Raw genomic sequence first — 26,579 nt, forward strand, 5'->3', positions numbered from 1 at the left:
TATGTAGTGGACGGTGGGGTGTCGGCACGTTGTTGCGGGTTCACTACGCATGCGTTCCGCGTTCCACGATCCCGGGCACGAGTGGGTCTGTCATGGCGGGGACGTGTGGCGGCACGGCGAGGCCGTGGTGGGCTCAACTCAAGCGGAGGTGGGAGCTGTGACGACCGCGGCGCAGATTCCGGGGCTGGACGCTGCCCCGACCAGGCATACCGGGCTGATTGCCTGGGTGCGCGAGATCGCCGAACTCACCCGACCGGAGCGCATCCAATGGTGTGACGGCTCTGATGCGGAGTACGCGGAACTCGCGCGGTTGCTGGTCGACAAGGGTACTTTTGTGCCGCTGGACGACGAGAAGCGGCCAGGTAGTTTTTTCGCGGCTTCCGATCCCACAGACGTTGCCAGGGTTGAGGACCGCACATACATCTGCTCGCGTGACCGCGCGGACGCCGGGCCGACCAACAACTGGCTCGATCCGGCTGAGATGAGGGCGAAGCTGCATGTCCTGTTTGCGGGCAGTATGCGCGGGCGCACGATGTATGTCGTGCCCTTCTGTATGGGCCCGCTAGGCTCGCGGATTTCCGCTCTTGGCGTTGAAATTACTGACTCGCCGTATGTTGTCGCGTCGATGCGGACGATGACCCGAATGGGAACCCCCGCCCTCGAACAGCTGGGCGTGGACGGATTCTTCGTCCCATGCGTGCATTCTCTGGGCGCGCCGCTCGAGCCAGGTCAGGCTGATGTCCCGTGGCCGTGCAACTCGACGAAGTACATCACGCATTTCCCCGAGACCCGGGAGATCTGGTCGTTCGGGTCCGGTTACGGCGGGAACGCCCTGTTGGGCAAGAAGTGCTATGCACTGCGGATTGCCTCGGTAATGGCCCGCGATGAGGGCTGGCTGGCCGAGCACATGCTGATTCTCAAGTTGACCTCACCGGCGGGCAAGGTCCACTTCGTCGCGGCGGCCTTCCCGTCGGCCTGCGGCAAGACCAACCTCGCGATGATCATTCCGACGTTGCCGGGCTGGAAGGCGGAGACCGTCGGTGACGACATCGCCTGGATGCGCTTCGGGGATGACGGCCGGCTGTACGCGGTGAACCCCGAGGCTGGCTTCTTCGGCGTGGCACCGGGCACAGGCGTCGATACCAACCCGAACGCCATCGAGACGCTGTGGGGCAACACGGTCTTCACCAACGTCGCCCGCACCGACGACGGTGACGTCTGGTGGGAGGGGCTGACCAGGGACAAGCCCGCGCACCTCATCGACTGGTTGGGTCGCGACTGGACGCCGGAGGCCACCGAACCGGCCGCTCACCCCAACGCCCGCTTCACGGTGCCCGCCAGCCAGTGCCCGACGATCGCGGCGGAGTGGGAGGACCCGAAGGGTGTCCCGATCTCGGCCATCCTGTTCGGTGGACGTCGGGCGACCGCGGTCCCGCTGGTGACCGAGGCGCCGACGTGGCAGCGCGGGGTGTTCTTCGGTTCGATCGTGGCGTCCGAGACGACCGCGGCGCAGGCCGGAGCGATCGGTAAGCTGCGGCGCGACCCGTTCGCGATGCTGCCGTTCTGTGGCTACAACATGGCCGACTACTTCGCGCACTGGTTGGCGATGGGTCGCAAGGCCGACCAGGCGAAGCTACCGCGGATCTACTATGTCAACTGGTTCCGGAAGAACGCGCAGGGCCGGTTCATGTGGCCGGGCTATGGCGAGAACAGCCGGGTTCTGGCCTGGATCGTCGGGCGGCTCGAAGGGCAGGCGGACGGGGTGGAGACACCGCTGGGCGTCCTGCCCACGGCGCAGGCGCTGCCCACCGATGGGCTCGACGTCGCGCCGGAGGAGCTCGCCGAGCTGCTCACCCTCGACACCGAGGTCTGGAAGCGGGAGGCGGAGCTGATCCCCGATCACTATCAGACCTTTGGGGACGGGCTGCCGGTCGAGCTGTGGGCCGAACAGGAGGCATTGGTCGCCCGACTCAAGGACTGACGACGGGCCGCGGACCGGCTGCGCAGCTCTTTGACAGCATGCCGTGGTGGCCATTGCCACGCCGTGGGCACCGCCACCTTCGTGACGACTTTTTATGATCATGGCTGATCGTCTCGGCGGTCATGCTGCATGCGGCGGATGACGGTCGGATCAGTGTCCGGTATGTACCACGGACGCAGGTCCGACCGTCATCGTTCTGGTCGCGACGGCGACGGCGACGTACGTTCGGGTCGCGGCGGCGACGCACCCGCGATCGGCCACCCGCCGTCCGCTGTGGTGGTGGCCGTCATCTGAACAGCGGACCACATCGTTGTCCAAGACCGTTCGATCGGATTAGACGATCAACCTGTTCTGTCTGGGGCGCAGGCGGTTTCGTGCGCCATCACCTTATGGTCGGTGACTGTTGCCGAGCGTGTTGTGCGAAGATGGTCGCGCTTTCCAGGCGGGGGAGCTAACGTGTGAGCCTGGGTTCCACTGACGGACGTTACCGAACGGCGATCCGTCGGGATGGATCCAGTTGGCTCAAGTTGTGGTCCGGCACTGGGCTGGACCACTCGGGAGGCCCCTCGGTGCCGCATTCGCGACAACGTCAGGAGGCCGGGACCCGGCCTCCTGTGGGGCCCTGTCCCGGACTTCCTCCGAGTAAGCGGGTGGGCGTGTGCCACGAACGCATGTCGTCGACACAAGCGTGCTCTTGTCCGATCCTGGTGCGCTGCTGCGCTTTGCGGAGCACAATGTTGTGCTTCCTCTGGTTGTCGTAGGGGAGTTGGAAGGTAAGCGGCACCACCCGGAACTGGGTTGGTTCGCCCGTGAAGCCCTTCGTCTCCTTGACGACCTCCGAATCCGCCATGGTCGGCTGGATCAACCGTTGCCGTTGGACGACGGTGGAACCCTGCGGGTTGAACTAAACCACAGCGACCCCTCGGTGCTCCCACCGGGGTTTCGGGTGGATGACAATGACTCGCGCATTCTGGCTGTCGCGCTCAACCTGGCTCGGGAGGGCAACGACGTTGTTCTCGTCACGAAAGATCTGCCGCTGCGCGTGAAGGCGTCCGCGGTGGGGCTTGCCGCCGAGGAGTACCGGGCGCAGAGTCCGGTGGATTCGGGCTGGAGCGGCATGGCCGAGCTCGCAGTCTCCCAGGAGGATCTTGATCGGCTCTACGCTCGGGAGACTGTTGAGATCACCGAGGCGACCGGGCTGCCCTGCCACACCGGTCTGGTCCTCACCGCTTCCGGCGGCAGTGCGTCGGCTCTTGGACGGGTCACCCCGGACAAGAAGGTGCGCCTCGTCCGGGGTGACCGGGAGGCCTTCGGCCTGCACGGACGCTCCGCGGAGCAACGCGTCGCGCTGGATCTGATTCTCGATCCCGACATCGGGATCATCTCTCTCGGTGGGCGGGCCGGTACCGGAAAGTCCGCGCTGGCGCTGTGCGCAGGGCTCGAGGCGGTGATGGAACGGCGGCTGCACCGTCGGGTCGTGGTGTTCCGGCCGTTGTACGCCGTCGGCGGTCAGGACCTCGGCTATCTGCCGGGCAGCGAGAACGAGAAGATGGCGCCCTGGGCACAGGCCGTCTTCGACACCCTCGGCGCGCTGGTCTCCCAGGACGTCATCGAAGAGATCGCCGATCGCGGGATGCTGGAGGTGCTCCCGCTCACCCACATCCGTGGCCGGTCGCTGCACGACGCGTTCGTCATCGTGGACGAAGCGCAGTCGCTCGAGCGCGGGGTGCTGCTTACCGTGCTGTCGAGGTTGGGCCAGGGATCGCGGGTGGTCCTCACGCATGACGTCGCTCAGCGTGACAACTTGCGGGTTGGTCGGCATGACGGAGTTGCCTCCGTGATCGAGACCCTCAAGGGGCATCCGCTGTTCGCGCATGTCACCCTTACCCGTTCGGAGCGCTCGCCGATCGCCGCACTGGTCACGACGATGTTGGAGGACCTCGTCCTGTAGCCCGCCAGACGGCGGCGCGGACGCCGGACCCGGCAGTCAGGCTGCCCGGGTCCGGCGTGGACGGCGGCTGTCGTCGACGGCGGTAGTCGTCAACCGCGGTAGTCGGGGAACGTACCGGGGACGGCCGTGGTTGACGACATGGACAGGCTCTCAGAGATGCCGGAGGTGCTCGACATGCTCTTCGCTCGCCAGAAGCCGACGCTGCCCACGGCCGCGCAGGCACTGCCCGGCCGCGCGGAAGCGTCTTTTGCGATACCGGATCGGCACGCGGTCCTCGGCACACCGTTGCGGGGTCCCGTCCCCACGGGTTTCGCGACCGCGGTGTTCGGGCTCGGCTGTTTCTGGGGTGCGGAGCGGACGTTCTGGCAGATCCCCGGGGTGTACTCGACCGCGGTCGGGTACGCGGGCGGAATCACCCCGAACCCGACGTACGAGGAGACGTGTTCAGGCCTGACCGGGCACACCGAGGCTGTTGCGGTCGTGTTCGACCCGGCGGTGGTGAGCTTCGAGGACCTGCTGAAGGTCTTCTGGGAGGCGCACGACCCGACGCAGGGGATGCGCCAGGGTAACGACGTCGGCACCCAGTACCGTTCGGCGATCTACACGTTCTCCGCCGAGCAGGGTGCTGCGGCGCAGCGTAGCCGGGACGCCTTCCAGGCAGTCCTGGACAAGGCCGGTTTCGGCCCGATCACCACCGAGATCGCCCCGGCCGGTCCGTTCTACTTCGCTGAGGAGTACCACCAGCAGTACCTGCACAAGGTCCCCAACGGCTACTGCGGGTTGAGTGGCACCGGCCAGTCGTGCCCGGTCGGCGTGGCAGGGGCCGACGCCGGTTGATCGCAGTCCGCGTCGCTTCTACCGTTCGAAGATGTCGTGGGTGCCGATCCGCAACCAGATGATGTGCGGGCCAGGCTTACCCGGGATCGGGTCGCCGTACCGCCACAGTGCCCGGCCGTCGGGCGCCCACGTCATCTCGAACATCCCGGACTCGGACTTGTAACCCTTCACCCGCAGCTTCGGATGGAACGAGCCCGACTCCAGTCCCTCACGGAACAGCCCGACAGCGCGCAGGAAGGCGGTCTGGTGCGCGGGGGAGAGCCGATGGAACTCCGCGAGGAAGCGGGCAACCGGCTCGTATGTGGGCACGGTCACAACAATAGGACGAAGAGTGAGCGCTCCTGCGAGGGGTCAGCTTGCCTTCGACCGCGGGGATGTGGACAGCTCGTGCAGGAGTGCGTCGAACGCGGCATCACTGGTACAGATGACCGATCGTCCCGCGGCGAGGTCCTCGTACGCTTCGTCGATCGCCTGCTGCGTGGCGGGGTCTGGCGCATCGACCCATTCGTACGGCTCGGGGTACGGCCAAGCGCTGGGTTGCGTCACTTCCCTCTTCGCCTCCCCTGGGCAGTCGGCTTCCGGATCGTCCCCACGGGCGTGGGGACGATCCTTTCGAAGAGCATGCCCACACATGAGGGCACTTACAAGAGCCGCGCGGGGTGAGCTACGGCCGCCCGTCTGTGTTTGGTCTACTACGGCCAACTACCGGGCGCGTTCGTGGCTGCAGACCAGCGCCCCCGGGGGGCACGCGGGACTCCGCTGTCGTGGTGCAGGGGTCACATAGGCGGATGCTCGTGGGCACCGGCCAGTCGTGCCCGGTCGGCGTGGCAGGGGCCGACGCCGGCTGAGGCATCGGTTCTCCGCCAGCTGGCGTGCCGCCGATCCGGTGGCGAAGCGCGGCTGCAGGTGACCGTGGTCAGGCCCGTCCCGGGGACGTGACGACCAGACTATTCTCCGTGCAGGCAGCCGCGAGCCGGGCGTCATAGGTCACCATGTGATCCGCGTCGACCAACAGCGCGGACGCGAGGTGGATCGCGTCGAGCGACCTGAGAACCGGTGGCCGAATTCGACGCGCAAGGCTGACGACCTCCGGCGAGATGGGGTGTTCGGCAATGCCTGACATCGCGGCGTCCGCGTGAACGGTCGCGGTTGCGAAGGGCGACAGTGCCCGTGCATGAAGAGCCCGGGTGACCTCGATCCATGCCAGCGAAGATGAGATCAGTAAGTCTCGGTCCGCGTAATAACGGTCGAGTGTCGCCACCAGCGTGGTGGATTCCGCTTCGATCGCGACTCGCTTGATCAGAGCACTACTGTCGACGTATACGCGCATCAGATTCGGTCGCTGCGATCGAGTAGATCGAGAGTTGTCGTGCCGTCCGGAACGGTCAGGGTCGGCGTCGTTCGACGGTACGGCGTGCGAGGCGGGAGCAGCGTGCCGGAATCGATCCGCCGGTCACGTGGTAGGTGGCGCTCGACGTTCGCGGCGTTGAGGTATCGATCTACTGCATCCCGTACGATTTCCTGCTGGGATCGGCCGGTCTGTTCGGCGCATGCGCGTAGCGCGATCTCGGTCTCTGCGTTGAGCCGGAGATTCATGGCCATGCCCTTGACGGTACCAGTTCAGTACTGAACTGGTACCAAGTGCTGTCGATCGTCTCGTCTGGGCCGTGGGCCGGTCGGTGTCACACGGGAGCGTCGACCGCCGACCACTGAGATGCACGGGTACTGACGCCTTGTCGATGGGTCATCCGTGCCAGACCCGCGTGGTTTCTTGCGCTGTGTGCGCAGTTGATGAAGAGTAAGAGTATGAGATCGATATTGGTGCCGCTGACCCCGGTGATCGAAATCGGCCGTGGAGTACCAGTGCGGCAACCAGCCGTGGACGGGTCATGAGCGGTCGGCGCCGTGTGTTCATGGTGACCCAGACGTCGGCGGCGTCGCCGTCGGCGGTGTTCGATCTGCTGGCGGACGGCGCGGGCTGGTCGCGGTGGGCGGGTCCGCTCGTGTCGCGGTCCTGGTGGGAGCGGGAGGGTACGCCCGCGCCGGGTGGCGTGGGCGCGGTGCGTCGGCTCGGTCGGCCGCCGCTGTACGCCCGGGAGGAGATCGTCGAGTATGTGCCGGGTCACCGGCATGCCTACCGGCTTCACCGGGGGCTGCCGGCCCGGGACTACCTCGGGACGGTTGATCTGTCTCCGTTGGACAGCGGTGGTACCCAGATCATTTGGCAGGGTAGTTTTGTTCCGCTGGTGCCCGGCACGGGCGCCGTGGTGGCCCTCGGCGCGAGGTTGTTCATCACCGGGTTGGCCCGCCGCCTCGCCAGGGTTGCGGTTTCCGGCGCGGGCCCGCCGTCGCCCGCCACCTGAACCGCCAGTCACGGTTCGCCGGCCGGGAGCAGCGCCAGCGCCGGCGTCGGACACTCGCCGGCGGGGTGAACCGGGGGATGGCTTCCCCGCCGTTGATCGTGTTGACCAGGGCGGTCGCCTCACCGGCGAGAAACCTCGGGGGGACGGGGAACAGCCCTACCGGGATCCGGTCGACGCCGGCGGTGGCGCGCTCGTCCAGGGCGGCTTGCAGCTGCCCTGGACGGCGTGTCGGTCCGGCCGGCCATGTGATCATGATGCGTGCACAGAAACGCCTGCGTCGCGTTGACGGCCTCGGCGGCCAGTTGGATGCCGTCGAGCACAAGATGTGGTGATGTGCGCAGGAGCAACATGCCCTTACCGCGGGCTGCCGCGATAGGGCAACGGGCCGTGCACGGCGAGATGGGTGCGCAGGTCGCCGAGCACGGTGGGTGTCATCTGTGCGTTTCCTGTGTGCCCCAGCGCTCTACAGTGATCGGGGAAGCAGCGTGTCCGTGAGCGTCCGGCCCAGCCAGGTCTCGTACTGTTCCGCGGTCCACTGCCAGATCACGCGCAGCATGTGGTGAACCTCCGGCGCGGTGAGCGTCCAGATCACCGCGGCTGCCTGATCGACCGGCATCCCGTCACGCAGGGGTCCGCGTTCAGAGATCCAGAGTGCCACGGTCGTCATCGTCTGCCGCCGCTGACCGAGCTGCTGGTTCTCCCGGAAAGCCGCCATTTCACGGTCGGTGGCGGCCGCACCGCGCAGGATGTCATCGAGGGGCCGCAGACGTTCGAGCTGGTGGGAGGCGTCCGCGGCGAACATCGCGATCTGCCGTCGTTGATCGATTTCCTGGCGGATCGCGGGCGGTTCCACCCGGCCCGGCATCGCGTGATCCCGGATGTCATCCGCATGTTGCGTGCCGCTGAGGCCCAGCAGTTCCTTGAGCAGCCCACGCTTGGACCGGAAGGCGTCATAAACGGTGTCGGGTGCGACACCGGCCGCCTTGCTGATTGTGCTGATCGTCGTTGGTGCGTAGCCCTGCGCACGGAAGAGCTCTCTGGCCGCTTCCAGGATGCGTAGCCGGGTCTGACGAGCCTGTTCGGTGCGAAGCGGGGAGCGGTACCTGCGGTGCCTGGCGGGGTCAGTCATCCGGCATGCTCCGACGATGTCCAGTAATGCTGGAGTCAGCTGGAGGAGACCCACCGAGCGGAGCCGGCCGCGGGTCGTCGCGGCACGGCGTCAGCCGCTCGGTGGTCAACCAACATCGGCCACCATTTAGCAATTTATAGCCCAATTTGGACTATAACGTAATCTGCCCTGGTGTCGGCGCCAAGTCAAACAGTTGCGGGTGCAGGCCTGCCGGGTGCAGGCCTGCCGGATGCGGCCAGGTGCCGTGAGCCGAGCAGCCTCGGCTCCGTCCCTCGTACCTCCGTAGTCACCTACTCCTTACGGAAGGTAATGATCGCGCCGTTGGCCGTGCCTACACCGGCTGCGTCGATGGTGCCGGTCACGCCGTGACCGCGGAATCCCATGGCCGTGGCCAGGCCGGGAATCTGGTTGTCGCTGGTGATGGTGTAACCGGCCGCTGGCAGCGCCGTGCGGTAGAAGTTCGTCACCGCCGTGTCGGACACACCGGTCAAGGCCACGGTGGACTGGCTGGTGCCGGCCGTGCCGCCATTGACCTTGGCGCCCGGCGGGATCGGGAAGCCGGCCGGTACGTTCGGTTCCTTGAGGGCATCGGCCCCGTCGGTCACATGCTGGCCACCGGGCAGCGATGTCGGAAAGGCCGTCGGCAAGCTTGTCGGCAACGAGTTCGCCCCGGTTGAGGAGCCTGCCGACGATGTTGTCCCGCCGACATTCGATGATCCATCACATGCCCCGAGAAGCAGCAGGGCCAGGCCTGCGCCCGCGGCTGCCGCCGCCATCCGGTACCGGCCGGATCGGGCCGAACCTGCCAGACCCTCGCGAGCGCCCAACCTGATCTCCCCCTTCATGGACCCGGGGACGTAGACACGCGATGCGTGACCGCCCCCGGTCACCTGGATCCGCCGGCCGGACCAGTGTGGCTTTCACCACTGGTGCCGGTCACCACACCATAGGCGGCACATCCGACAGATCGCCCCGGTTGTCGTCGGGCTGTCAGCGCCGAAGGCCCCAGGCCTCAGGCCCAAGTCCCAAAGCCCAAGTCCCCAGTCCCCGGAACACGGACGGGATCCTGTCGGTCTGGCGACACGGGAGCGCCGGGTGCGACCCCCGGAGTCGTTTCACACCGGGCAGCTTCATGGGTAAACGCGTGCGGTCGCTGGGATGTGCCAGCTCCATTCGGGCCCGGTAGCCGCGGTGGACCTCGTGAACATGATGGAAACGGCAGCGTCCGACACGCCCCCAGCCATCCCGGAGCGGCTTCTCGCCGGTACTGTGATGTGCCGTGGCAGTGAGCAACAATGCGGTCGCCGGGGTGGTTCTCAACTACCTTGAGGAAAACCCGGGCGAACTTGAGACGGTGGGTCCCCTGGTGCTGGCCGCGATGGCCGGGCCGAGTTCGGTGACCGATCGCGCTACGATGCCGGGGCATGTCACGTGCCGTGCGGTCGTGGTCACATCCGACTGGCGGGTGTTGCATATCCACCATCGGCGCCTGGCCCGCTGGCTGCTTCCCGGGGGGCATGTCGAGGCAGTCGATCGGTCCCTGTTCGGCACAGCACTGCGTCAGCTTGCCCGGGAGACCGGAATCGCCACGAACGTTGTGATTCCGGACACTGCCCGACCGGTGGATATTGAGGCGCACATCATCCCGGCGGACAGTGCCTGGGATGAACCTGCCCATATACACTATGATGTTCGTTTTGTTCTACATGTTCCAGATGTAACGGTGTGTCTACCTTCAGGGGAGATCCCCGATCACCGATGGATACTCCTCGAGGAACTCCCCGGCATCCTGGGGGACAAGCTGCGCGTCCACAGCGCCCGATCCGGGTGGGCGCGCGTCAGCCGCTGAAGCGGGCGATGGCGCGCATCTTGTTCATCGCGTCCAATGCGGCCACCTTGTAGGACTCGGCTAGTGTCGGATAGTTGAACACGGCGTCGACCAGGTAGTCGATCGTGCCGTCACAGCCCATCACGGTCTGGCCGATGTGGACGAGCTCGGTGGCACCGGTGCCGAAGACGTGTACGCCGAGCAGTTTGCGGTCGATTGAACTGACCAGGAGTTTCAGCATGCCGTAGGAATCTCCGACGATCTGGCCGCGGGCCAGCTCCCGGTAGCGGGCAACGCCCACCTCGAACGGCACGGCCCGTTCGGTGAGCTCGTCCTCGGTGCTGCCGACATAGGAGATCTCGGGGATGGTGTAGACCCCGATGGGCATCAGGTCGTGCCGCATCACATGAACGTCCTCGCCGCAGGCCGAGTAGGCGGCGAGCCGGCCCTGCTCCATGGATGTCGCGGCCAGGGCGGGGAAGCCGATGACATCCCCGACTGCGTAGATGTGATCCATCTCGGTCCGGAAATCCGAACCCACCTTGATCCGACCGCGGTTGTCGGCGCTCAGACCCGCGTTGGCGAGGTTCAGCGCCGTGGTGAGCCCCTGGCGACCGGCCGAGTACATGACGGTGTCCGCGGGCAGCCTCTTGCCGCTCTCCAGCAACGTCAACGTCCCGCCGTTGTGGCGTCCCACCGACACCACCGACTCGCGGAATCTGAATGTTACGGCAAGGTCTCGCAGATGATATTTAAGAGCTTCGACTACCTCGACGTCGCAGAAGTCGAGCATCCGGTCCCTGCGTTCGACCACTGTCACCTTCGTACCGAGCGCCGCGAACATGGATGCGTACTCGATACCGATCACACCGGCACCGACCACAACCATGGAGCCGGGAATCTTGTCGAGGGCCAGGATCTGGTCACTGTCGACCACGGTGCGGCCGTCGAAGTCGACCGTGTCCGGCCGGGCCGGCCGCGTTCCGGTCGCAATGATGATCTTTTCCGCGTGGACCCGCCGCTCGTCGACCTCGTCGGTACCCTTGATGCTGATTGTGTGCGCGTCGATGAAGCTCGCCGTACCGATGAGCAGGGTGACCCGGTTGCGGCTGAGCTGGCTGCGAATGACGTCGATCTCACGTCCGATGACATGCTGCGTGCGTGAGGACAGGTCGCCGACCGTAATGTCGTCCTTGAGTCGGTAACTCTGCCCGTACATCTCCCGCTGAGTCATGCCGGTGAGGTAGAGCACAGCCTCGCGCAGTGTTTTTGACGGGATTGTGCCGGTATTGATACAGACTCCGCCGACCATGTCACGACGGTCGACGATCGCCACCCGACGGCCCAGCTTAGCGGCGGCGATAGCCGCTTTCTGCCCACCCGGACCCGACCCGATGACGAGGAGGTCGTAATCGTACATCGTCACCTCCTCACGTAAAAGCCCCACGATCGATTACTGTGAGGCTATCCGGCCGGGAGGCCCGCGACACCCCAATCGCCAGGTTGTTACTTCTTCTTCGCGGGGGTCTTTCGCACCGGCGGGCAGCACAGCCCGTTTCGGGTGATGACATGGATGCGCTCGGTGTCGACGGGTCGGCGCGGGGGGATCCGTCCGGCGCAGCCGAAAAAATCTTCCGGCTGCCCGTAACCTCCACCGGATCGTGTCGTTGAACCGGGTGCGGGGGTCGTGGGGGCTTGCTGGGGGGTCTTCCACGGCCCCCGCCGTTCGCCGGCCACGAACGGTCCGGCGCCTTCCCGGCCGCTGTGATCGCACCGGTGCGGGGTCCGAGCGGGCGCTGATCCGGAGGAAATGTTTCGGACCGGAAATCGGCGAGGGTATATCTCCCTTGGGGTTTCTACGGGTGAGTCGTGGGGCCGAAGAGTGCGCGATCATGTTTTTCGCGCACTCGGAGGCCTGGGGGTTTCTATGGGTGAGTCGTGGGGCCGAAGAGTGCGCGATCGCGCTTTTTGCGCGCTCGGAGGCCTATGGGTGAGTCATTGACAGGACGTCCAGCGCGGCGTCCAACTGCTCTTCGGTGAGTGTGCCGGCGGCCACATAGCCGCGTTCGAGGACAACCTCCCGGATCGTCTTCTCCTCAGCCAGGGACTGCTTGGCCACCTTGGCGGCCTCTTCGTATCCGATATAGCGGTTGAGCGGCGTCACGATGGACGGAGAGGACTCGGCAAACCGCCGGCAGCGCTCGACGTCCGCCACGATGCCGTCCACGCAACGGTCCGCAAACAGTCGACTGATGGTGGACAGGATATGGATCGACTCAAGCAGGTTCCGCGCGATTACAGGCAACATCACGTTCAGTTCGAAGTTGCCCGCGGAGCCACCGAACGCAACGGCCGCGTCGTTACCGACGACCTGCGCGACAACCTGGCACACGGCCTCGGGGATGACCGGGTTCACCTTTCCGGGCATGATCGAGGATCCTGGCTGGAGGTCGGGCAGGCGGATCTCCCCGAGTCCCGCGCGCGGACCCGACGACGCCCACCGCAGGTCGTTGGCAACTTTGTAGAGGGACAGTGCGATCACCCGCAGCACACCGGACGCCTCGACCAGAGCGTCCCGGGACGCCTGGGCCTCGAAGTGGTTGCGTGCCTCCGACAGTGGCAGGCCGGTGGACGCGACCAGCTGCTCGATGACCGCCGCGGCAAAGCCCGGCGGGGTGTTGATGCCGGTGCCCACAGCGGTGCCACCCAGCGGCAGCTCACCGATCCGAGGCAGCGCGCCGTGCAGGCGCTCCACGCCATAGCGGACCGCGGCCGCGTATCCGCCGAACTCCTGCCCGAGGGTCACCGGCGTTGCATCCATCAGGTGCGTGCGCCCGGACTTCACGACCTCGGCGAACTCGACGCTCTTGCGCTCCAACGACGTGGCCAGATGGGCAAGCGCGGGGATGAGGTCGTGGACGATCGCCTGCGTCGCGGCGACATGGATCGAGGAGGGGAACACGTCATTGGACGACTGCGAGGCGTTGACGTGGTCGTTGGGGTGCACCGGCCGGCCGAGCCGCTCGGTGGCGAGCGTCGCCAGCACCTCGTTGGTGTTCATGTTGGATGACGTCCCACTGCCGGTCTGGAATACGTCGATCGGGAAGTGCTCGTCGCAGCGCCCGTCGATGACCTCCACGGCGGCCGCGCAGATCGCAGCGGCGATCTCCGGGTCCAGGACTGCGAGCGTGGCGTTGACGGTCGCCGCGGCTGCCTTGATCTGGGCGAGCGCGGCGATGTGGGCCCGGGAGATCCGCTGGCCCGACACGGGGAAGTTCTCGACCGCACGCTGCGTCTGCGCCCGCCACCTGGCTGTGGCCGGCACCCGCACCTCGCCCATTGAGTCGTGCTCGATGCGGTAGTCCTGCTCGCTCATGTGCTCCCGCTCCCACCGGTCGTTACCCGTTCGACGGCTACCTTCCGTCCTGGAGGTTAGGGCCTGGCCGAGCCACGTGATCGAAGATCCGCCGGACAGATCGGAGCCGCCATCCGCCGCGTGGGCACGGAGTGGGCCGGGAGTGTGCCGGGCGCGCCGGTCGGGCCACTGACGGAGGCGTCGGCGGGTAGATGGCATTGATCATGATGAGATCGATCACAATTGCTCAGACCGACCGGGCTGGTGACCCGATGTGTCGTTCATGAATCATCGACCGGACACATGTAGGCCAAATTATTTATCCGTTCGCACTGTTCGGCTGGCTGGTCAAAACGGCGCGATCACGCCTTTTCGGGTGGGGTGGACACTGGAACAACTGTCTGGCAGTTGTCGTTCCCGGCGTCGCACAGATCTCCCCGGGTTCGGCATCGTCTGGTGCTATCGTTGGCATCGACGCGGTGAATGGTAACGCGGTAAATGATAACGCGGTAAATGATAACGCGGAGAATGGTAACGCGGGGAACAGCTTCGCGGTAACGACTGGGTCGGCCGCCTGGACAGGTGAGATGGCGGCGGTCATGCGTTCCAGTCTCCGTTGTGTGCTGGCGTGCCTCGCGGCTCTGGCCGTAGTATCGGCCACCAGTGCGTGTGGGCATGGGGATTCGGCTGTACCGGGCGGTAGTTCGGTCACCGTCCCGGGCACGTTGGATGCTTCGGTCGCGATGGTGTCGGCTGCCGCCGGGCCGCCCCTCGCCAGAGCGCTGGGTCTTGCCGGGCGCAGGGCGATCGCGTCCGTGTCCCCGACCAGCGGCTCCTCGACCGGCGGTCCTGCGACCAGCGATCCCGGCGCCGACGCAACCACCATTCCCACCCGGAACCCGGACCAGTCGCTGAAAGGTCAGCAGCGCGACGCACCCGTCCGCACCACCAGCCCCGGTAGGTAGTCCGGACAAAGCACGACGGGAAACCCCGGAGACGATTACAAGAACTGGTTCTGTGCATCCAGGTGCATCGAGGTGCATCGAGGCGCATCCAGGAAATAGCCTGACTGACGAGGTCGGTGTGCACAATGGCCCGCGGAATGCTGCGACCGGCCAGCCGGTCAGAGCTCGTTTCACCCGGCGGCATACGGTCGGGGCGCAGGCATACGGTCACTGCTGAATGGTGTCCATCCTCAGCGGGGTTCGTCAGCAGAACGGGTGTTTTCGGTGCTGTGTGGGTGCTCTCCGGTGACCGGCAATTCGCGTCACGCAACGTAAGCGTTTCGCGTCCGACTGATTACTTTCCGTGTTAGGTTCGCTGGCGACAGGAAAGCCGGTTGCGCGGGTCAGCGGGGGCCTGACCCGCCCGGATGTTGGGTTGCCCTCAGATGCGTACCAGGCCTCGCGTTGTCCTGCCGCTGCTCGCGGCTTGTGTTGTGGCGTTCAGCGCTGCCACGGCGTGCACGGACCCCGCCGTGCTCGGCGGCGGGCCGGCGCGTATCGCCGACCCGCGATCGGCCTCGGCGGTCGCGGCCTGGGGCGCCCCGCTGTTCGTCGAACAGTTCGACGGCAAGGGTGTCGACCTTCGAAACTGGTGGGTCTATGACAGCCCGAACGCGGCTGCCTTCCCACGGTCGGCGGCCCGGGCCACGGTCGCGGGTGGCACGCTGCGTCTTACCGGCGGCTTCGACGCCGCCGGGCGGGACCTGTCCGGCGGGATCGCCAGCAAGACCGACCTGCGGTATGGACGCTGGGAGGTCCGCGTCCGGGTTGAGCGTGGGGATGGCTACTCGGGGGTGGTGTTGCTGTGGCCGGCGTCCGGCCACTGGCCCACCGACGGTGAGATCGACCTGCTAGAAGCGATCAACGGAAACCGCCAGGGTGCGTCGAGCTTCGTCCACAACGGATCGAACAATCATGTGGCGTGGCACTACCTGCCCGGCGACTACTCCCAGTGGCACACGATCGCGGTCGAGTGGCTGCCCCGATCGATCACGTTCTATCTCAACGGTGTGCCGGAATGGACGGTGAGCGCGCCGAGCACCGCGGGTGCGTTCAGCCCGATCCCGTCGACGTCTGCGATGCATCTGGCCCTGCAGCTGGACAAGGGCTGTACCTCCGCGATCCCGTGCCGGACCAGCCAGACACCCGCGACAGTCACCATGTACGTCGACCAGGTGCGGATATGGGCGGCTCCGCGACAACTCACCGGGTAGGTGCGCGCGTTGCCGTCGGTGAGATCGCAACCGCGTCACGTGGCGGGTTGGTTCCCAGAACGATGTCACCGATATTCGACGTGACTCCGAGCCAGTAGCGCTCGTTACGGAAGTGGTGCAGACGGTGGTTGCGCCAGTGCCGTCGGTACATTTTGCTTCGAGGCTGGTAGCTGCTGTGGATGAGGAAGTGGGTCCAGTCGTAGGCGAGTAGGCCCGCCGCCGCGCACAGCGCCGCGGTCGCCGCCCCAGGTGATCCGAAAACGGCTGTGGCAAGGGCGATCGTGCCGCCGCCAAGCACCTCCTGCGGACGTACGAACATCGTGTCCAGGCTCGTCGGGTCACGGTGGTGCTGCTCGTGCCCCCTGCCGGCGGTCCGGTAGAAGGCACGGCCGATCGGGCTGGTCGGCTGGGCATGCAGGATCTCCCGGTGGACCGCCCATTCGACAAACGGCTGCATGGCCACCATCGACGCGGCGACCAGGACATCGGCCCGCCCGAAGCGTCCACGGGCGAGCCGCACGGTCGCCAGGCTCCCGACGGTGCCCAGCAGCACCGATGGCCGGGGATGACGCAGAAAACACCGGGCGGCGTCGGGCAGTGTGGTGACCTGGGTGGCGCGTCCGTGCGGACCGGGTCTGTCCAGACGAGCGGCGGTCGCGACGACGACGCGCGTCACCCAGGCGCCCGCCCGCAACGGCAACACCGCCGTCGGCCCGCTCGGTGTCGCCTCGCTTGCCGTCAGCTCACTTGCCGTCAGCTCACTTGCCGTCAGCTCACCTGGTGCCGGCGGTTTGCCCGGAGCCGTTGGGCTGGCCAGGCTCCTTGCCCTGATCAGAACGGCACCGTTGAGTAGGCCTGGAGCTTGGTCAACTGGTGCTGGCTGTCCACCCGGCGGACCGTCCCACTGCGCGATCGCATAACCAGGGATGACGTGTTCGCCCCACCGGGCCGGTAGCGGACCCCGGCCAGCAACTCGCCGTCGGTAATGCCGGTGGCGACGAAGAAGACGTTGTCGCTGTTCACGAGCTCGCGCGTGGTCAGAACGCGCGTGGGGTCATGGCCGGCGTCGAAGACCCTTTTCTGTTCGTCGGGATCCCGCGGCCAGAGCCGTCCCTGGATGACACCGCCGATACAGGCCACCGCGCACGCGGCGATGATTCCTTCAGGGGTGCCGCCGATGCCCAGCAGCAGGTCGGCGCCGGTGTCGGCGGACGCGGCCATGACCGCGCCGGCCACATCCCCGTCGGAGATGAGCTTCACCCGGGCACCGGCCGCACGGATCTGTTCGACCAGGTTGACGTGGCGCGGACGCTCCAGGACGACGACGGTCACATCCCGTGGATGCACGCCCTTGGCCTTGGCGACGGCGCGGATGTTGTCCTCGACGGGCGCTGTGATGTCCACCACGGCGGCGGCCTCAGGTCCGGTGACCAGCTTCTCCATGTAGAAGCAGGCGCTCGCGTCGTACATGGACCCGCGTTCGGACACGGCCATCACCGCGATCGCGTTGTTCATGCCCTTGGCGGTGAGCGTGGTGCCGTCCACCGGGTCGACCGCGACGTCGCATTCGGGACCCTCGCCCGACCCGACCTCCTCACCGTTGAAGAGCATCGGGGCTTCGTCCTTCTCGCCCTCACCGATGACGACGATCCCGCGCATCGACACCGTGCCGACGAGCCGCCGCATGGCGTCGACGGCGGCCTGGTCCGCGCCGTTCTTGTCGCCGCGCCCGACCCATCGGGCGGCGGCGAGCGCAGCCGCCTCGGTCACCCGGACGAGCTCGAGAGCGAGGTTGCGATCGGGCGCTTGCCCCTGGACGGCGAGAGGATCAGGAAGATTGCTGTCTGCTGCCACGCATCCGAGCGTAATTGCACCCGCGTCCGTGCGCCCACCGGCGGTGTGACGGCCGATCTCAGCGCCCGGCCGGTCGGGGGCGTACCACTGCGAGGCCGCCTGGCCTGTGGTTGATCCATCGGGTGTCGGATGTCTGACACCACGGTTGCCGGTGCCGACGCAACGCCAGTCGTCGGTTGTGCGTCGAACTGCACAGAGAACGAAGGTGGCACCAGAGAACGAAGGTGCCACGCAGGACGAGGGCGTCCGGCCCGCGGAGGGGGCGTGCCGGACGCTCGTCCATTGTTTATCGCCAGTCGGCCTTTGCGCGTGTGGCTGGGCCGCACGGCGTCCTGTTAGTTGGCCCACTCCACTCCACCCCAGCCCCGCCCCTGGCCCTTGGCCCTTGGCCCCCGGGTCGGCTGCCCCGTCGGGTCCGGCTCGGGACGGGACGTCAGGATGGACGGGTGGCACGACGACGCGGTCAGGAAACGATCCGGGACATGGTGCTGTCCCTCGGTGTTGTGATGCTTGGGGTGGCGCTGTTCACCCTGTTCATGCCAAGGGGTGGCTCGGACCCGGTGAGCGCGGTGGACACGGCCGCCCCGCTGGCCGCGTTCGCGCGTTCGGCGCCGTTTGACGTCGCCGAACCGGCGGGTCTGCCCAGCTACTGGAAGGCCACGTCGATCCGGACGCAGCCGCCCCCCGGTGCGTCCCGCGCGAACGTGGTCGAGCTGCGCATCGGCTACGTGGTCGACCGTCCGGGCAACCGTACGTACGCCCAGCTCAACCAGGGCAATGCGGCCGACGCGGTAGCGCGGGTCCTGGGCGACCGGCCGGTGACGGGGACCGCACGGTTGGCGGGGGAGTCCTGGCAGGAAAGGCGGGACGATGCCGGCCACCTCGCGTTCACCCGCCAGGTCGGCGATGTCGTACTGATCGTCTCCGACGGTGGCGGCGAGGGCGGTGCGTCCGCCGCCGACCTGGGGACCCTGGCCTCCTCCCTGCGTCCGCACACCGCCTGACAAAGGCGCGTGACAGGGCGTGCCAGGGCGTGCCAGGGCGTGCCAGGGCGTGCACGATGAGAAGGCCACGCGCGAAACAACGACGCAAGAGACCATCGCGCTCACAGACCATGGCGTGCCTGTCATGTCTGTGCAGCGGCTGATCGGGGAGGCTGCCACGAACCGCCGGGATCTCCTCGAAGCACTTGCCGCAACGGCCGGCCTGACGGTCGCCGGGGTGGCGGTCGCATCCGCGCTCACCCCGCTGGACAGGCTGCTCGCCCTGGACAGGACCGCCTCCGGCTCGGGTGGGCTGGCCCTCGTCGACGTCCAGCTGGAAAGCTATCGTCGCGGACTACCCGACGACCCCGCCGACCGTGCTGCTCGGGCGGATCGCCGAGATGCAGCAGGTCACCGACGCGCTCGGGCAGCTCAGCCTGCGCCCCGCCGACCAGGCCCGGCTGTGGCGCCAGGCCGGGATCGGCGCCGGCCTGCGCGGCTGGGTGCACAACAACGCCGGCCAGACGGATGCCGCGCGGCTCTCCCTCGCCGAAGCCTTCCGCCGCGGTGAGCTGCTGGAGGACCCGCAGCTCATGGCGTGGACGCGGTACATGCAGGGGATCGTCGAGGACTACGCGGGCAACCCCCGTGGCGCCGAGGAGTACGCGCTGGACGGATTGCGCTATGCCCCGTCCGGGCCGCAGCGGGCGATCCTCCTCACGGACGGTGTGGCCTGGGCGAGAGCTGAGGTCGGCGATGCGGACGGTGCTGTGGCCGCGATTGACGAAGCCGGGGCGATCGTCGCATCCCTGACCCCGCAACAGCGCGGCCCGATACACGCCACCATCGTCCATGACCTGGACTCCTACCACCCGGTCAGTTTCGGGTCGGCCGCCGCGACAGCCTTCGCTTACCTGGGACGGCCCGACGACGTCCGGGAGTTCAACGCCATCGTCACGTCGGCCGCAGGCACGGAAAACGTGCATCAGCGCTCCTACGTCCGCCTCGACGAGGCCATGGCCGTGATCCGCAGCAAGAACCCGGACCCGGCACGTGTCTCGGCGCTCGCCCTCGAAGGGCTGGACCTCGCCACCCCGTTCCAGACCGCGCACGTCGGCAGACGGCTCGACCTCATCCTCACCGACGCCCGCCCGTTCGCCTCCGACCCGCCCATCCGCGACCTCACCGATGCGGTCACCACCTGGCGCAACACCCCGGCCCTCGCCTCCTGAACGCGTTTCGTAGGCTGGTGCTCACCAGACACGCCAGCCGTACGGGGGCTTGATGGAACACAACCTGGTGACCTCGGCGGACCGCGCCGACTACCTGGTCGATCTCTCCAACATCGTGCGTGAGCGGTCGATCGGGGGGCCGGGCCTGCGGTCCCTGCCTCGGCTCGACCTCGTGGTGGCGGCCCTGGTGAGGCTCACCGGGGACCCGGACGTCCGCGTTTATCTGATCGCCGATGCCAGCCTGCTGGGCGGCAGCAGGGAGTTCACCGATCAGACGGATGTCGGCCGGCTCCGTCGCTGGGTTGCCGACGGTCTGGTCGAGGAGGTCCCCGACGCGGACGACCGGGTTCTTGAGATCGCCGGCATGACCCGCGTCCCGGTCATCACCGGTGACCGTTACGACGCCTACCGCACCGAGCACACCTGGATCCAGGGGAACACCTCGCAGTTCCTCAAGCCCACACCCGGGCCTGGCGGCACCGTCACACTCGTCCCGCTGGATATGGGCGTCCGAACACCGGCCCAGATCTCCCGCCGGGAGGAACTCGCCGCACTCAAGAAGCAGGGTCTGCTCGGCCCCGACCGGACCCCGCTGATCGAGGTGCTCACCCGGGCCTGGCGCTGCCCGGAACGGCGCTGTTCGCTCTATGACATTCACAGCGGTGACCGGGTGCTCCTACCCCGCATGCACCGCGGCGTACCCACCTGCCAGCAGCACCGGGTACCCCTGCGCGACGATGGCCCGCGGCCCGCCACCGCCCAACTCAAGGTCGTCATCAACGGCACCTGCGTGGCCCGTTACACCCTGGACGAGGACTCCGTGACGCCGGTGGGACGTTACCCCGACCCCGGAATCGCGCTGATCAGCCTGCTGGACCCGGAGGCCGCGGCCACGGTCAGCCGCGAGCACGTGGTCGTCTCGCTCCAGCAGGGACTGGTCCTGCTCCGCGACGTCAGCAGCTACGGTTCCCGGATGCGGACCGTCGACAAGCGGGGGCGGCTGGGGCCCTGGGAACAGCTGCCTCCCCAGGTCGACCGGCGATTCCACCCCGGTGACGAGGTCGAACTCGCCCCCAGCGTGATCCTCACCCGCAGCGGCCGGATCTTCCCCGCCGAACTTCCCGAGGACTGGCGGGCCGGCGTCCCGCAGACCCCCGTCCCACCGGGCGCTGCCGCACCCACCATGTCGGTGTGAGCCTGACTCCGGCTGGTGATGGTTAGAATCACCACAGTGCGCAGGGGGGATGATGGGCGGGTTTGTACTGGTGGGGATCGGGATTGCCGTTATCCGGCTGCCACCTGCGCATGTTTGTTGTTGACCGGGAGCGGATAGCCGCCGCATTACCCCATTACGAGCTGGGCGCCGGGCTGGGTGCCGGCGGGTTCGCGCATGTCCTGGCGGGCCGGCACCGCCACCTGGAACGCGATGTCGCGATCAAAGTGTTGTCCTCGGCGAAGGAGGACGCCCCTGCCGGTTTCGCCGCGGAGGCGCGGCTGCTCGCCAGTTTTGATCATCCGCATGTGGTCCGGGTCCACGACTACGTCGAGGACGACGGCCTGTGCCTCATCGTGATGGAGCTGCTGGCAGGGGGGACTCTGACCAGTCGGCGGGCAGGCCTACCGGCCGAAGGCGCCTGCGCGGTCGGCCTGGCCGTCGCGCAGGCGCTGACCTGTGCACATTCCCAGGGCGTGCTGCACCGCGACATCAAACCGGACAACATTCTGTTCGACGCCACCGGCCTGGTGAAGGTGACCGACTTCGGGATCGCGAAACTCCTCGACGGGTCGGCGGCCACCGCGAGCCGGATCATCGGGACGGCCCAGTACATGGCGCCTGAGCAGATCCTCGAAGGCCGATTGGGGCCGGCCACCGACCTGTACGCGCTCGGTGTGCTCCTGTACGAACTGCTCGCCGGGGCGCCGCTGTTCGACCCCACACTGCCGCTGCTCGCACAGTTGCGGCACCATCTCGACACCATCCCCGCACCGCCCGCCGGGGTGCCCGCCCAGGTCGCGGAGGTGGTCATGCGGGCGCTGGCCAAGAAACCGGCCGCACGCCAGCCGTCGGCCCGCGCATTCGCCCTCGATCTTGCCCGCGCTGCCTGCCTCGTCTACGGCCCGCGGTGGACTGCCCGTTCCGGCGTCGGCCTGCGCCTCGACGACGACATCCGCGAGGCCGCCGACTACCCACCGCCGCCCATCGCTCGCGTGCCGCAGCCGGCGCCGCAGCCGGCGCCGCAGCCGGCGCCCGCCGATCGGACTCCGCAGCCTGTCCGGCGGGCGCCGGCTCCCGGCCTGCGCACACTCGGCCCTGCGCTGACCGGTCACCTCAGCTCGGTGTTCTCGGTGGCGTTCTCCCCGGACGGGCAGATCCTGGCCAGCGCCGGCAACGACACGACGGTGCGGTTGTGGGATGTGGCCGACCCGTCCGCGTCCCGCCGGCTGGGTGGGCCGCTGCCCGGCCATGCCGGCCCGGTGCGGGCGGTGGCGTTCGCCCCGGCCGGCCGCATCCTGGCCAGTGCCGGTGACGACAAAACGGTGCGGTTGTGGGATGTGGCCGACCCGTCCGCTCCCCGTCTACTCGGTGAACCGTTGATCAGTCCCGCTGGTCGGGTGCGTGCGGTGGCGTTCTCTCCGGATGGCGCCACGCTGGCCAGTGCCGGCAACGGCAGGACCGTGCGGTTGTGGGATGTGGCCGACCCGTCCGCTCCCCGTCCGGTCGGAGAACCGCTGTCCGTTCCCACCGACAGGGTGGACGCGGTGGCGTTCTCTCCGGACGGTCGCATGCTGGCTTCCACCGGCGACGGCTCGGTGGTGGTGCGGTTGTGGGATGTGCGGGACCGGTCCATCCCGCGTCCACTTGGTGAGCCGTTGGCCGGTGACACCGCCAAGGTGTGGTCGGTGGCCTTCTCGCCGGACAGCGGGATCCTTGCGACCGCGGGCGGCGACAAGATGGTGCGGCTGTGGGACATCACCGATCCGTCCGTCCCCAGGTCGATCGGTGAGCCACTGACCGGTCACACCGGGCGGGTACGGTCGGTGGTGTTCTCCCCGGACGGCGCCACCCTGGCCAGCGCCGGTGATGACAAGGCGCTGTGGTTGTGGGACGTGGCTGATCCCGCCGCCCCCCGCCCTCTCGGCGAGCCGCTGACCGGCCACACCAGCATCGTGAACGCGGTCGTGTTCGCTCCGGACGGCCGCACCCTCGCCACCTCCGGCGCGGACTTCACCGTTCGGCTGTGGGACTGCGGGTTGCCCGCCCGGGTGTCACCGCCCGCCAAGCCCCCCGCACCGGCGGCCCTGGCGGTAGCGCCGACGGTGGCCCCCGCACCGGCGGCGAAGGCCCCCGCACCGGCATCCGGCCCCCGGCCGCTCAGCCGACCGCTGACCGGCCACACCAGCCCCGTGTTCTCGGTGGCGTTCGCCCCGCACGGCCGCACACTGGCCAGCGCCGGCGGCGACAAGACGGTGCGGTTGTGGGATGTGGCCGACCCCTGCGATCCCCGCCCGCTGGGCGATCCCCTGACCGGCTATCTCAACCAGGTGCGGTCGGTGGCGTTCTCCCCGGACGGGGAGATCCTGGCCAGCGGCAGTGCCGACCGCAGGGTGCGGTTGTGGGATGTGGCCGATCCGTCCAGCCCCCGTCCGCTCGGCGCTCCTCTGACCGGCCACACCGACCCGGTCCTTGCGGTGGCGTTCTCTCCGGATGGCCGCACATTGGCCAGCGCCGGCGCCGTCAACGACAAGACCGTGCGGTTGTGGGATGTGACCGACCCGACCGCGCTCCGCCCGCTGGGTCGGCCGCTGACCGGTCACACCGACTCGGTGTTCTCGGTGGCGTTCTCCCCGGATGGCCGCACACTGGCCAGCGCCGGCAACGACAAGACCGTGCGGTTGTGGGATGTGGCCGACACCGCCGCCCCGCGTCCGTTCGGCGATCCCCTGACCGGTCACACCAACCGGGTGCTGTCGGTGGCGTTCTCCCCGGACGGCGGGATTCTGGTCAGTGCGGGTAGCGACAAGACAGTGCGCCTGTGGAAGCTGACCGGCCGGGCTGTTCCCCGTCCACTCGGCGATCCCCTGACCGGTCACACCAACCAGGTGCGGTCGGTGGCGTTCGCCCCGGACGGTCGAAGGCTGGCCACCGCCAGCATCGACACGACGGTGCGGTTGTGGGATGTGGCTGATCCCGCCGCCCCCCGTCCGCTCGGTAAGCCGTTTTCCGGCCATACCGGCACCGTGTGGTCGGTGGCGTTCGCCCCGGACGGCGCCACGCTGGCCAGCGCCGGCGACGACAGGACCGTGCGGCTGTGGGACTGCGGGTCGGCCGCACCGGCCACACCGGCCACACCGGCCACACCGGCCGCTGCCACAAAGCCAGCCCCCGCCAAGAAGGCTGCCGCGGCTTCTGCCCCGGCGGCCCCGACGGTGAAGATGCCCGAGCCTGCGCCCGCCCAGAAGCCGTCCGCCCAGAAGCCGACCGTCCAGAAGCCGGCGGCCCGCAAACCGGCGCCCGTTCCCGACCCCCGCAGCCTCGGTCAGCGGCTGACCGGCCACACGGGCTGGGTGATCTCGGTGGCGTTCTCCCCGGACGGTCGCATCCTGGCCAGCGCCGGCGCGGACCGGATGGTGCGGTTGTGGGATGTCGCCGACCGGTCCGCTCCCCGTCCGTTCGGCCCACCCCTGAGCGGCCACACCGACCGGGTGGAGGCGGTGGTGTTCTCCCCGGACGGCACGATTCTGGCCAGCGCGAGCGCCGATCGGACGGTGCGGCTGTGGGACGTCACCGCCCGCCGCCCCCGTCCGCTCGGTGAGCCGTTGACCGGCCACACCGACCGGGTGTGGTCGGTGGTGTTCCTGCCCGACGGCCGGATTCTGGCCAGCACGGGCAGGGACGGGACGGTGCGGTTGTGGGATGTCGCCGACCGGTCCGCTCCCCGTCCGTTTGGCCCGCCCCTGGCCGGCTCCATCGGTCCGGTGCGGTCAGTGATGTTCTCGCCGGACAACCGCATCCTTGCCAGCGCCGGTGCTGACCTCAGCGGTACCGGCCCGGTGCGCCTGTGGGACGTGAGCGAACGCCGTCCCCGCCCGCTCGGTGAGCCGCTGACCGGCCACACCGGTGACGTGTGGTCGGTGGAGTTCGCCCCGGACGGGCGCACCGTGGCCACCGCCGGCGTCGACAGGACGGTGCGGCTGTGGGACATCACCGCTCCTCGTCCCCGCCTGCTCGCCCCCTTGATCGGCCACGCCGCCCGTAGCCCCCGCGTGCTCGGTCCGCCGCTGACCGGCCACACCGGCCGGGTGGGGGCGGTGGCGTTCGCTGCGGATGGTTGCACCCTGGCCAGCGCCGGCGAGGACGCGACGGTGCGGTTGTGGGACATCACCGCACGGTCCGCCCCCCGTCCGCTCGGTCCGCCGCTGACCGGCCACACCGGCTGGGTGAAGGCGGTGGTGTTCGCCCCGGACGGTCGCACCCTGGCCAGCGCCGGCGACGACAGAACCGTGCGCCTGTGGGATGTGGGCTGACCCGGGGGCCTATCCCGCGTCGGGCTGGGCCGCCTCGGACTGGGCGGCCTCGGACTGGGCGGCGTCGAGGCGGGCGCGGGCACCGTCCAGGAAGGACTGGCACGCTCGTGCGAGCGCCTCACCGCGTTCCCACAGTGACAGCGACTCCTCCAGGGTGATGCCGCCGGCCTCCAGCCGGCGGACGACATCCTCCAGCTCCGCCCGGGCCCGCTCATACGTCGGCGGAGCCTCGTGTGTCGCCGGCGCATCCTGCGAACCTGCCACCGATACCTCCTGGGAGTCGACAGCCGCGGCTGTTTTTTTCGATCACGTATGGGTCATACTTGGGACGTGCGCGCTCCACGACGCCAGCGTCCCCTCCGCCGCCGGATCAGTCCGCCCCCGGAGGGCGTTGTGCTGTCCCGCATCGCGGAGCGTGTCTCATATGTCGGCAGTGCGGAACACAAGACGGCGCCTTCCTTCGCCGGACGGCAGCCGCGGTTGCGCGCCGATGCGACCAAGTGTGATCCTGCGTTGGCTGATCCGGCCGAGCTGACCGGTTGGCTTCGCAGTGCGATCCTCGCCGGAACCGTTGGTCCACCGTGGGAAGGAGACTTCCCGCGTTATGTCTGGCATCGCCGCGAAGGGGTCTGCTACGAGGGCCGTCTGGTCAATCAGGGCTAGGGTCAGTACAAGGGTTACCCTCTGCAACCGTCGCAATGGCCTTCGGGGGTGTGATGGCGGAAGCACCTGAACTGCGCTTCCAGTGGGAGTGGGAGCCCGCGCCCGGCGTGCGTTCTCCCGAACTTCGGGCCACCTGGGCACGGTTGGAGATCCTTGTCGGCACACGGCCCGTCTCCCTGGTGGAGGACCTCGGGTCGGGTAGCGCTCGTCGTTCGATCTACTGCCCGCTGTACCCACTCGCCGAGTGGATCGCCTTCAACTGGTGGTCCCTTGCGGCCGACGCCCGACCCAACAGAGCGCTCGACGGTCCGTTCCCCGATGCTGCGACCCACGACGGCCTGCTCCGGCACAGCCTGCGATCGGCAGGCGACGGTTTCCGTTGGCCTGATCTCATCATCGTCCCGGAGGGTTCTTCGACCCGTCTGCTGTGGCGGGATGACCATGAGGTCTCTTCCGATCAACCGATCCGCTACCTTGGCCATGGCCACGCGCGAACTCCACGAGCCCAGGTCGAGCGCGAACTGGCGGCCGTGGTCGGCGCCGTCCTGACCCGGCTGGCTGAACAGGGTGTCACCGGGACGGCGCTGCACACCGAATGGGCCGCCGTCACCGGAGCCGACGAGGACGAGCAGGAGTTCTGCCTGGCAGCGGCCCGCCTG

The 26,579-nt window shown here is 68.1% G+C and carries 21 protein-coding genes and 1 pseudogene; 11 read left to right on the forward strand and 11 right to left on the reverse strand.

Going from position 1 to position 26,579, the window contains the following annotated elements:
- Positions 1-157: 157 nt before the first annotated feature.
- The 3 genes from U9983_RS03810 (at position 158) to msrA (ending at position 4,769) form a co-directional block, all read left to right on the forward strand.
- The gene (locus U9983_RS03810) at positions 158-1,981 is read left to right on the forward strand and encodes a phosphoenolpyruvate carboxykinase (GTP) (RefSeq protein ID WP_322752680.1); all 1,824 of its coding nucleotides are present in this window, start codon (positions 158-160) and stop codon (positions 1,979-1,981) included.
- Between the two features lie 658 nt (positions 1,982-2,639).
- The gene (locus U9983_RS03815) at positions 2,640-3,932 is read left to right on the forward strand and encodes a PhoH family protein (RefSeq protein WP_322752681.1); all 1,293 of its coding nucleotides are present in this window, start codon (positions 2,640-2,642) and stop codon (positions 3,930-3,932) included.
- Positions 3,933-4,106: 174 nt separating this feature from the next.
- The gene (msrA, locus tag U9983_RS03820) at positions 4,107-4,769 is read left to right on the forward strand and encodes a peptide-methionine (S)-S-oxide reductase MsrA (protein ID WP_322752699.1); all 663 of its coding nucleotides are present in this window, start codon (positions 4,107-4,109) and stop codon (positions 4,767-4,769) included.
- Positions 4,770-4,787: 18 nt separating this feature from the next.
- Here the strand turns inward: msrA and U9983_RS03825 are convergent, their stop codons facing one another.
- From U9983_RS03825 to U9983_RS03840, 4 genes are all read right to left on the reverse strand, one after another.
- Positions 4,788-5,078 carry a hypothetical protein gene (locus U9983_RS03825; RefSeq protein WP_322752682.1) on the reverse strand — a complete coding sequence of 97 codons (291 nt, stop codon included), beginning with the start codon at positions 5,076-5,078 and terminating at the stop codon, positions 4,788-4,790.
- A 42-nt stretch (positions 5,079-5,120) separates the two neighbouring features.
- The gene (locus tag U9983_RS03830) at positions 5,121-5,315 is read right to left on the reverse strand and encodes a hypothetical protein (protein WP_322747647.1); all 195 of its coding nucleotides are present in this window, start codon (positions 5,313-5,315) and stop codon (positions 5,121-5,123) included.
- A 370-nt stretch (positions 5,316-5,685) separates the two neighbouring features.
- Positions 5,686-6,099 carry a type II toxin-antitoxin system VapC family toxin gene (locus U9983_RS03835; protein WP_322752683.1) on the reverse strand — a complete coding sequence of 138 codons (414 nt, stop codon included), beginning with the start codon at positions 6,097-6,099 and terminating at the stop codon, positions 5,686-5,688.
- Positions 6,099-6,371: a hypothetical protein gene (locus tag U9983_RS03840; protein WP_322752684.1), complete on the reverse strand. Its 273-nt coding sequence runs from the start codon at positions 6,369-6,371 to the stop codon at positions 6,099-6,101. The genes U9983_RS03835 and U9983_RS03840 overlap by 1 nt, the downstream gene beginning before the upstream one ends.
- Positions 6,372-6,658: 287 nt before the next feature.
- Here U9983_RS03840 and U9983_RS03845 point away from each other — a divergent pair, with 287 nt between their 5' ends.
- Positions 6,659-7,132 carry an SRPBCC family protein gene (locus U9983_RS03845; RefSeq protein ID WP_322752685.1) on the forward strand — a complete coding sequence of 158 codons (474 nt, stop codon included), beginning with the start codon at positions 6,659-6,661 and terminating at the stop codon, positions 7,130-7,132.
- A 463-nt stretch (positions 7,133-7,595) separates the two neighbouring features.
- Here U9983_RS03845 and U9983_RS03850 read toward each other — a convergent pair whose 3' ends face one another.
- Positions 7,596-8,261, reverse strand: a complete 666-nt coding sequence (locus U9983_RS03850; protein WP_322752686.1) for a helix-turn-helix domain-containing protein — start codon at positions 8,259-8,261, stop codon at positions 7,596-7,598.
- Between the two features lie 290 nt (positions 8,262-8,551).
- Positions 8,552-9,088 (reverse strand): hypothetical protein, encoded by a 537-nt coding sequence (locus U9983_RS03855; RefSeq protein WP_322752687.1) that lies wholly within the window; start codon positions 9,086-9,088, stop codon positions 8,552-8,554.
- A 452-nt stretch (positions 9,089-9,540) separates the two neighbouring features.
- Between U9983_RS03855 and U9983_RS03860 the strand changes: the two genes are divergently transcribed.
- Complete coding sequence (locus tag U9983_RS03860) at positions 9,541-10,110, forward strand: NUDIX hydrolase (RefSeq protein WP_322752688.1); 570 nt, start codon at positions 9,541-9,543, stop codon at positions 10,108-10,110.
- On the opposite strand, the gene sthA is transcribed toward U9983_RS03860, so the two are convergent.
- Both sthA and U9983_RS03870 read right to left on the reverse strand, forming a co-directional pair.
- On the reverse strand, positions 10,100-11,509 hold the full coding sequence (gene sthA / locus U9983_RS03865) for a Si-specific NAD(P)(+) transhydrogenase (protein WP_322752689.1): 1,410 nt from the start codon (positions 11,507-11,509) through the stop codon (positions 10,100-10,102). The genes U9983_RS03860 and sthA overlap by 11 nt on opposite strands.
- A 564-nt stretch (positions 11,510-12,073) precedes the next feature.
- A complete protein-coding gene (locus U9983_RS03870; RefSeq protein ID WP_322752690.1) occupies positions 12,074-13,465 on the reverse strand; it encodes a class II fumarate hydratase in 1,392 nt (463 codons plus the stop codon).
- A gap of 1,369 nt (positions 13,466-14,834) precedes the next feature.
- On the opposite strand from U9983_RS03870, the gene U9983_RS03875 reads away from it, so the two are divergent.
- A complete protein-coding gene (locus U9983_RS03875; protein WP_322752691.1) occupies positions 14,835-15,662 on the forward strand; it encodes a glycoside hydrolase family 16 protein in 828 nt (275 codons plus the stop codon).
- Here the strand turns inward: U9983_RS03875 and U9983_RS03880 are convergent.
- Together U9983_RS03880 and glpX are read right to left on the reverse strand one after the other, a co-directional pair.
- Positions 15,652-16,338, reverse strand: coding sequence for a sterol desaturase family protein (locus tag U9983_RS03880; RefSeq protein ID WP_322752692.1), 687 nt, complete (start codon positions 16,336-16,338; stop codon positions 15,652-15,654). The two genes, U9983_RS03875 and U9983_RS03880, sit on opposite strands and share 11 nt — an antisense overlap.
- Before the next feature lie 155 nt (positions 16,339-16,493).
- The gene (gene glpX / locus U9983_RS03885) at positions 16,494-17,516 is read right to left on the reverse strand and encodes a class II fructose-bisphosphatase (protein ID WP_322747658.1); all 1,023 of its coding nucleotides are present in this window, start codon (positions 17,514-17,516) and stop codon (positions 16,494-16,496) included.
- 446 nt (positions 17,517-17,962) lie between these two features.
- On the opposite strand from glpX, the gene U9983_RS03890 reads away from it, so the two are divergent.
- From U9983_RS03890 to U9983_RS03905, 4 genes are all read left to right on the forward strand, one after another.
- On the forward strand, positions 17,963-18,520 hold the full coding sequence (locus U9983_RS03890; RefSeq protein WP_322752693.1) for a DUF4245 domain-containing protein: 558 nt from the start codon (positions 17,963-17,965) through the stop codon (positions 18,518-18,520).
- Between the two features lie 287 nt (positions 18,521-18,807).
- On the forward strand, positions 18,808-19,731 hold the full coding sequence (locus U9983_RS03895; RefSeq protein WP_322752694.1) for a hypothetical protein: 924 nt from the start codon (positions 18,808-18,810) through the stop codon (positions 19,729-19,731).
- A gap of 52 nt (positions 19,732-19,783) precedes the next feature.
- Positions 19,784-20,926 carry an FHA domain-containing protein gene (locus tag U9983_RS03900; RefSeq protein ID WP_322752695.1) on the forward strand — a complete coding sequence of 381 codons (1,143 nt, stop codon included), beginning with the start codon at positions 19,784-19,786 and terminating at the stop codon, positions 20,924-20,926.
- Between the two features lie 110 nt (positions 20,927-21,036).
- Positions 21,037-25,257 carry a serine/threonine-protein kinase gene (locus tag U9983_RS03905; RefSeq protein WP_322752696.1) on the forward strand — a complete coding sequence of 1,407 codons (4,221 nt, stop codon included), beginning with the start codon at positions 21,037-21,039 and terminating at the stop codon, positions 25,255-25,257.
- A 9-nt stretch (positions 25,258-25,266) separates the two neighbouring features.
- Here the strand turns inward: U9983_RS03905 and U9983_RS03910 are convergent, their stop codons facing one another.
- A complete protein-coding gene (locus U9983_RS03910) occupies positions 25,267-25,521 on the reverse strand; it encodes an exodeoxyribonuclease VII small subunit (protein ID WP_322752697.1) in 255 nt (84 codons plus the stop codon).
- A gap of 452 nt (positions 25,522-25,973) precedes the next feature.
- Between U9983_RS03910 and U9983_RS03915 the strand changes: the two are divergent.
- Positions 25,974-26,579: pseudogene (locus tag U9983_RS03915) on the forward strand (hypothetical protein); the annotation flags it as partial.

This window comes from Protofrankia sp. Cas3 (assembly GCF_963555955.1).
GTDB lineage: Bacteria > Actinomycetota > Actinomycetes > Frankiales > Frankiaceae > Protofrankia.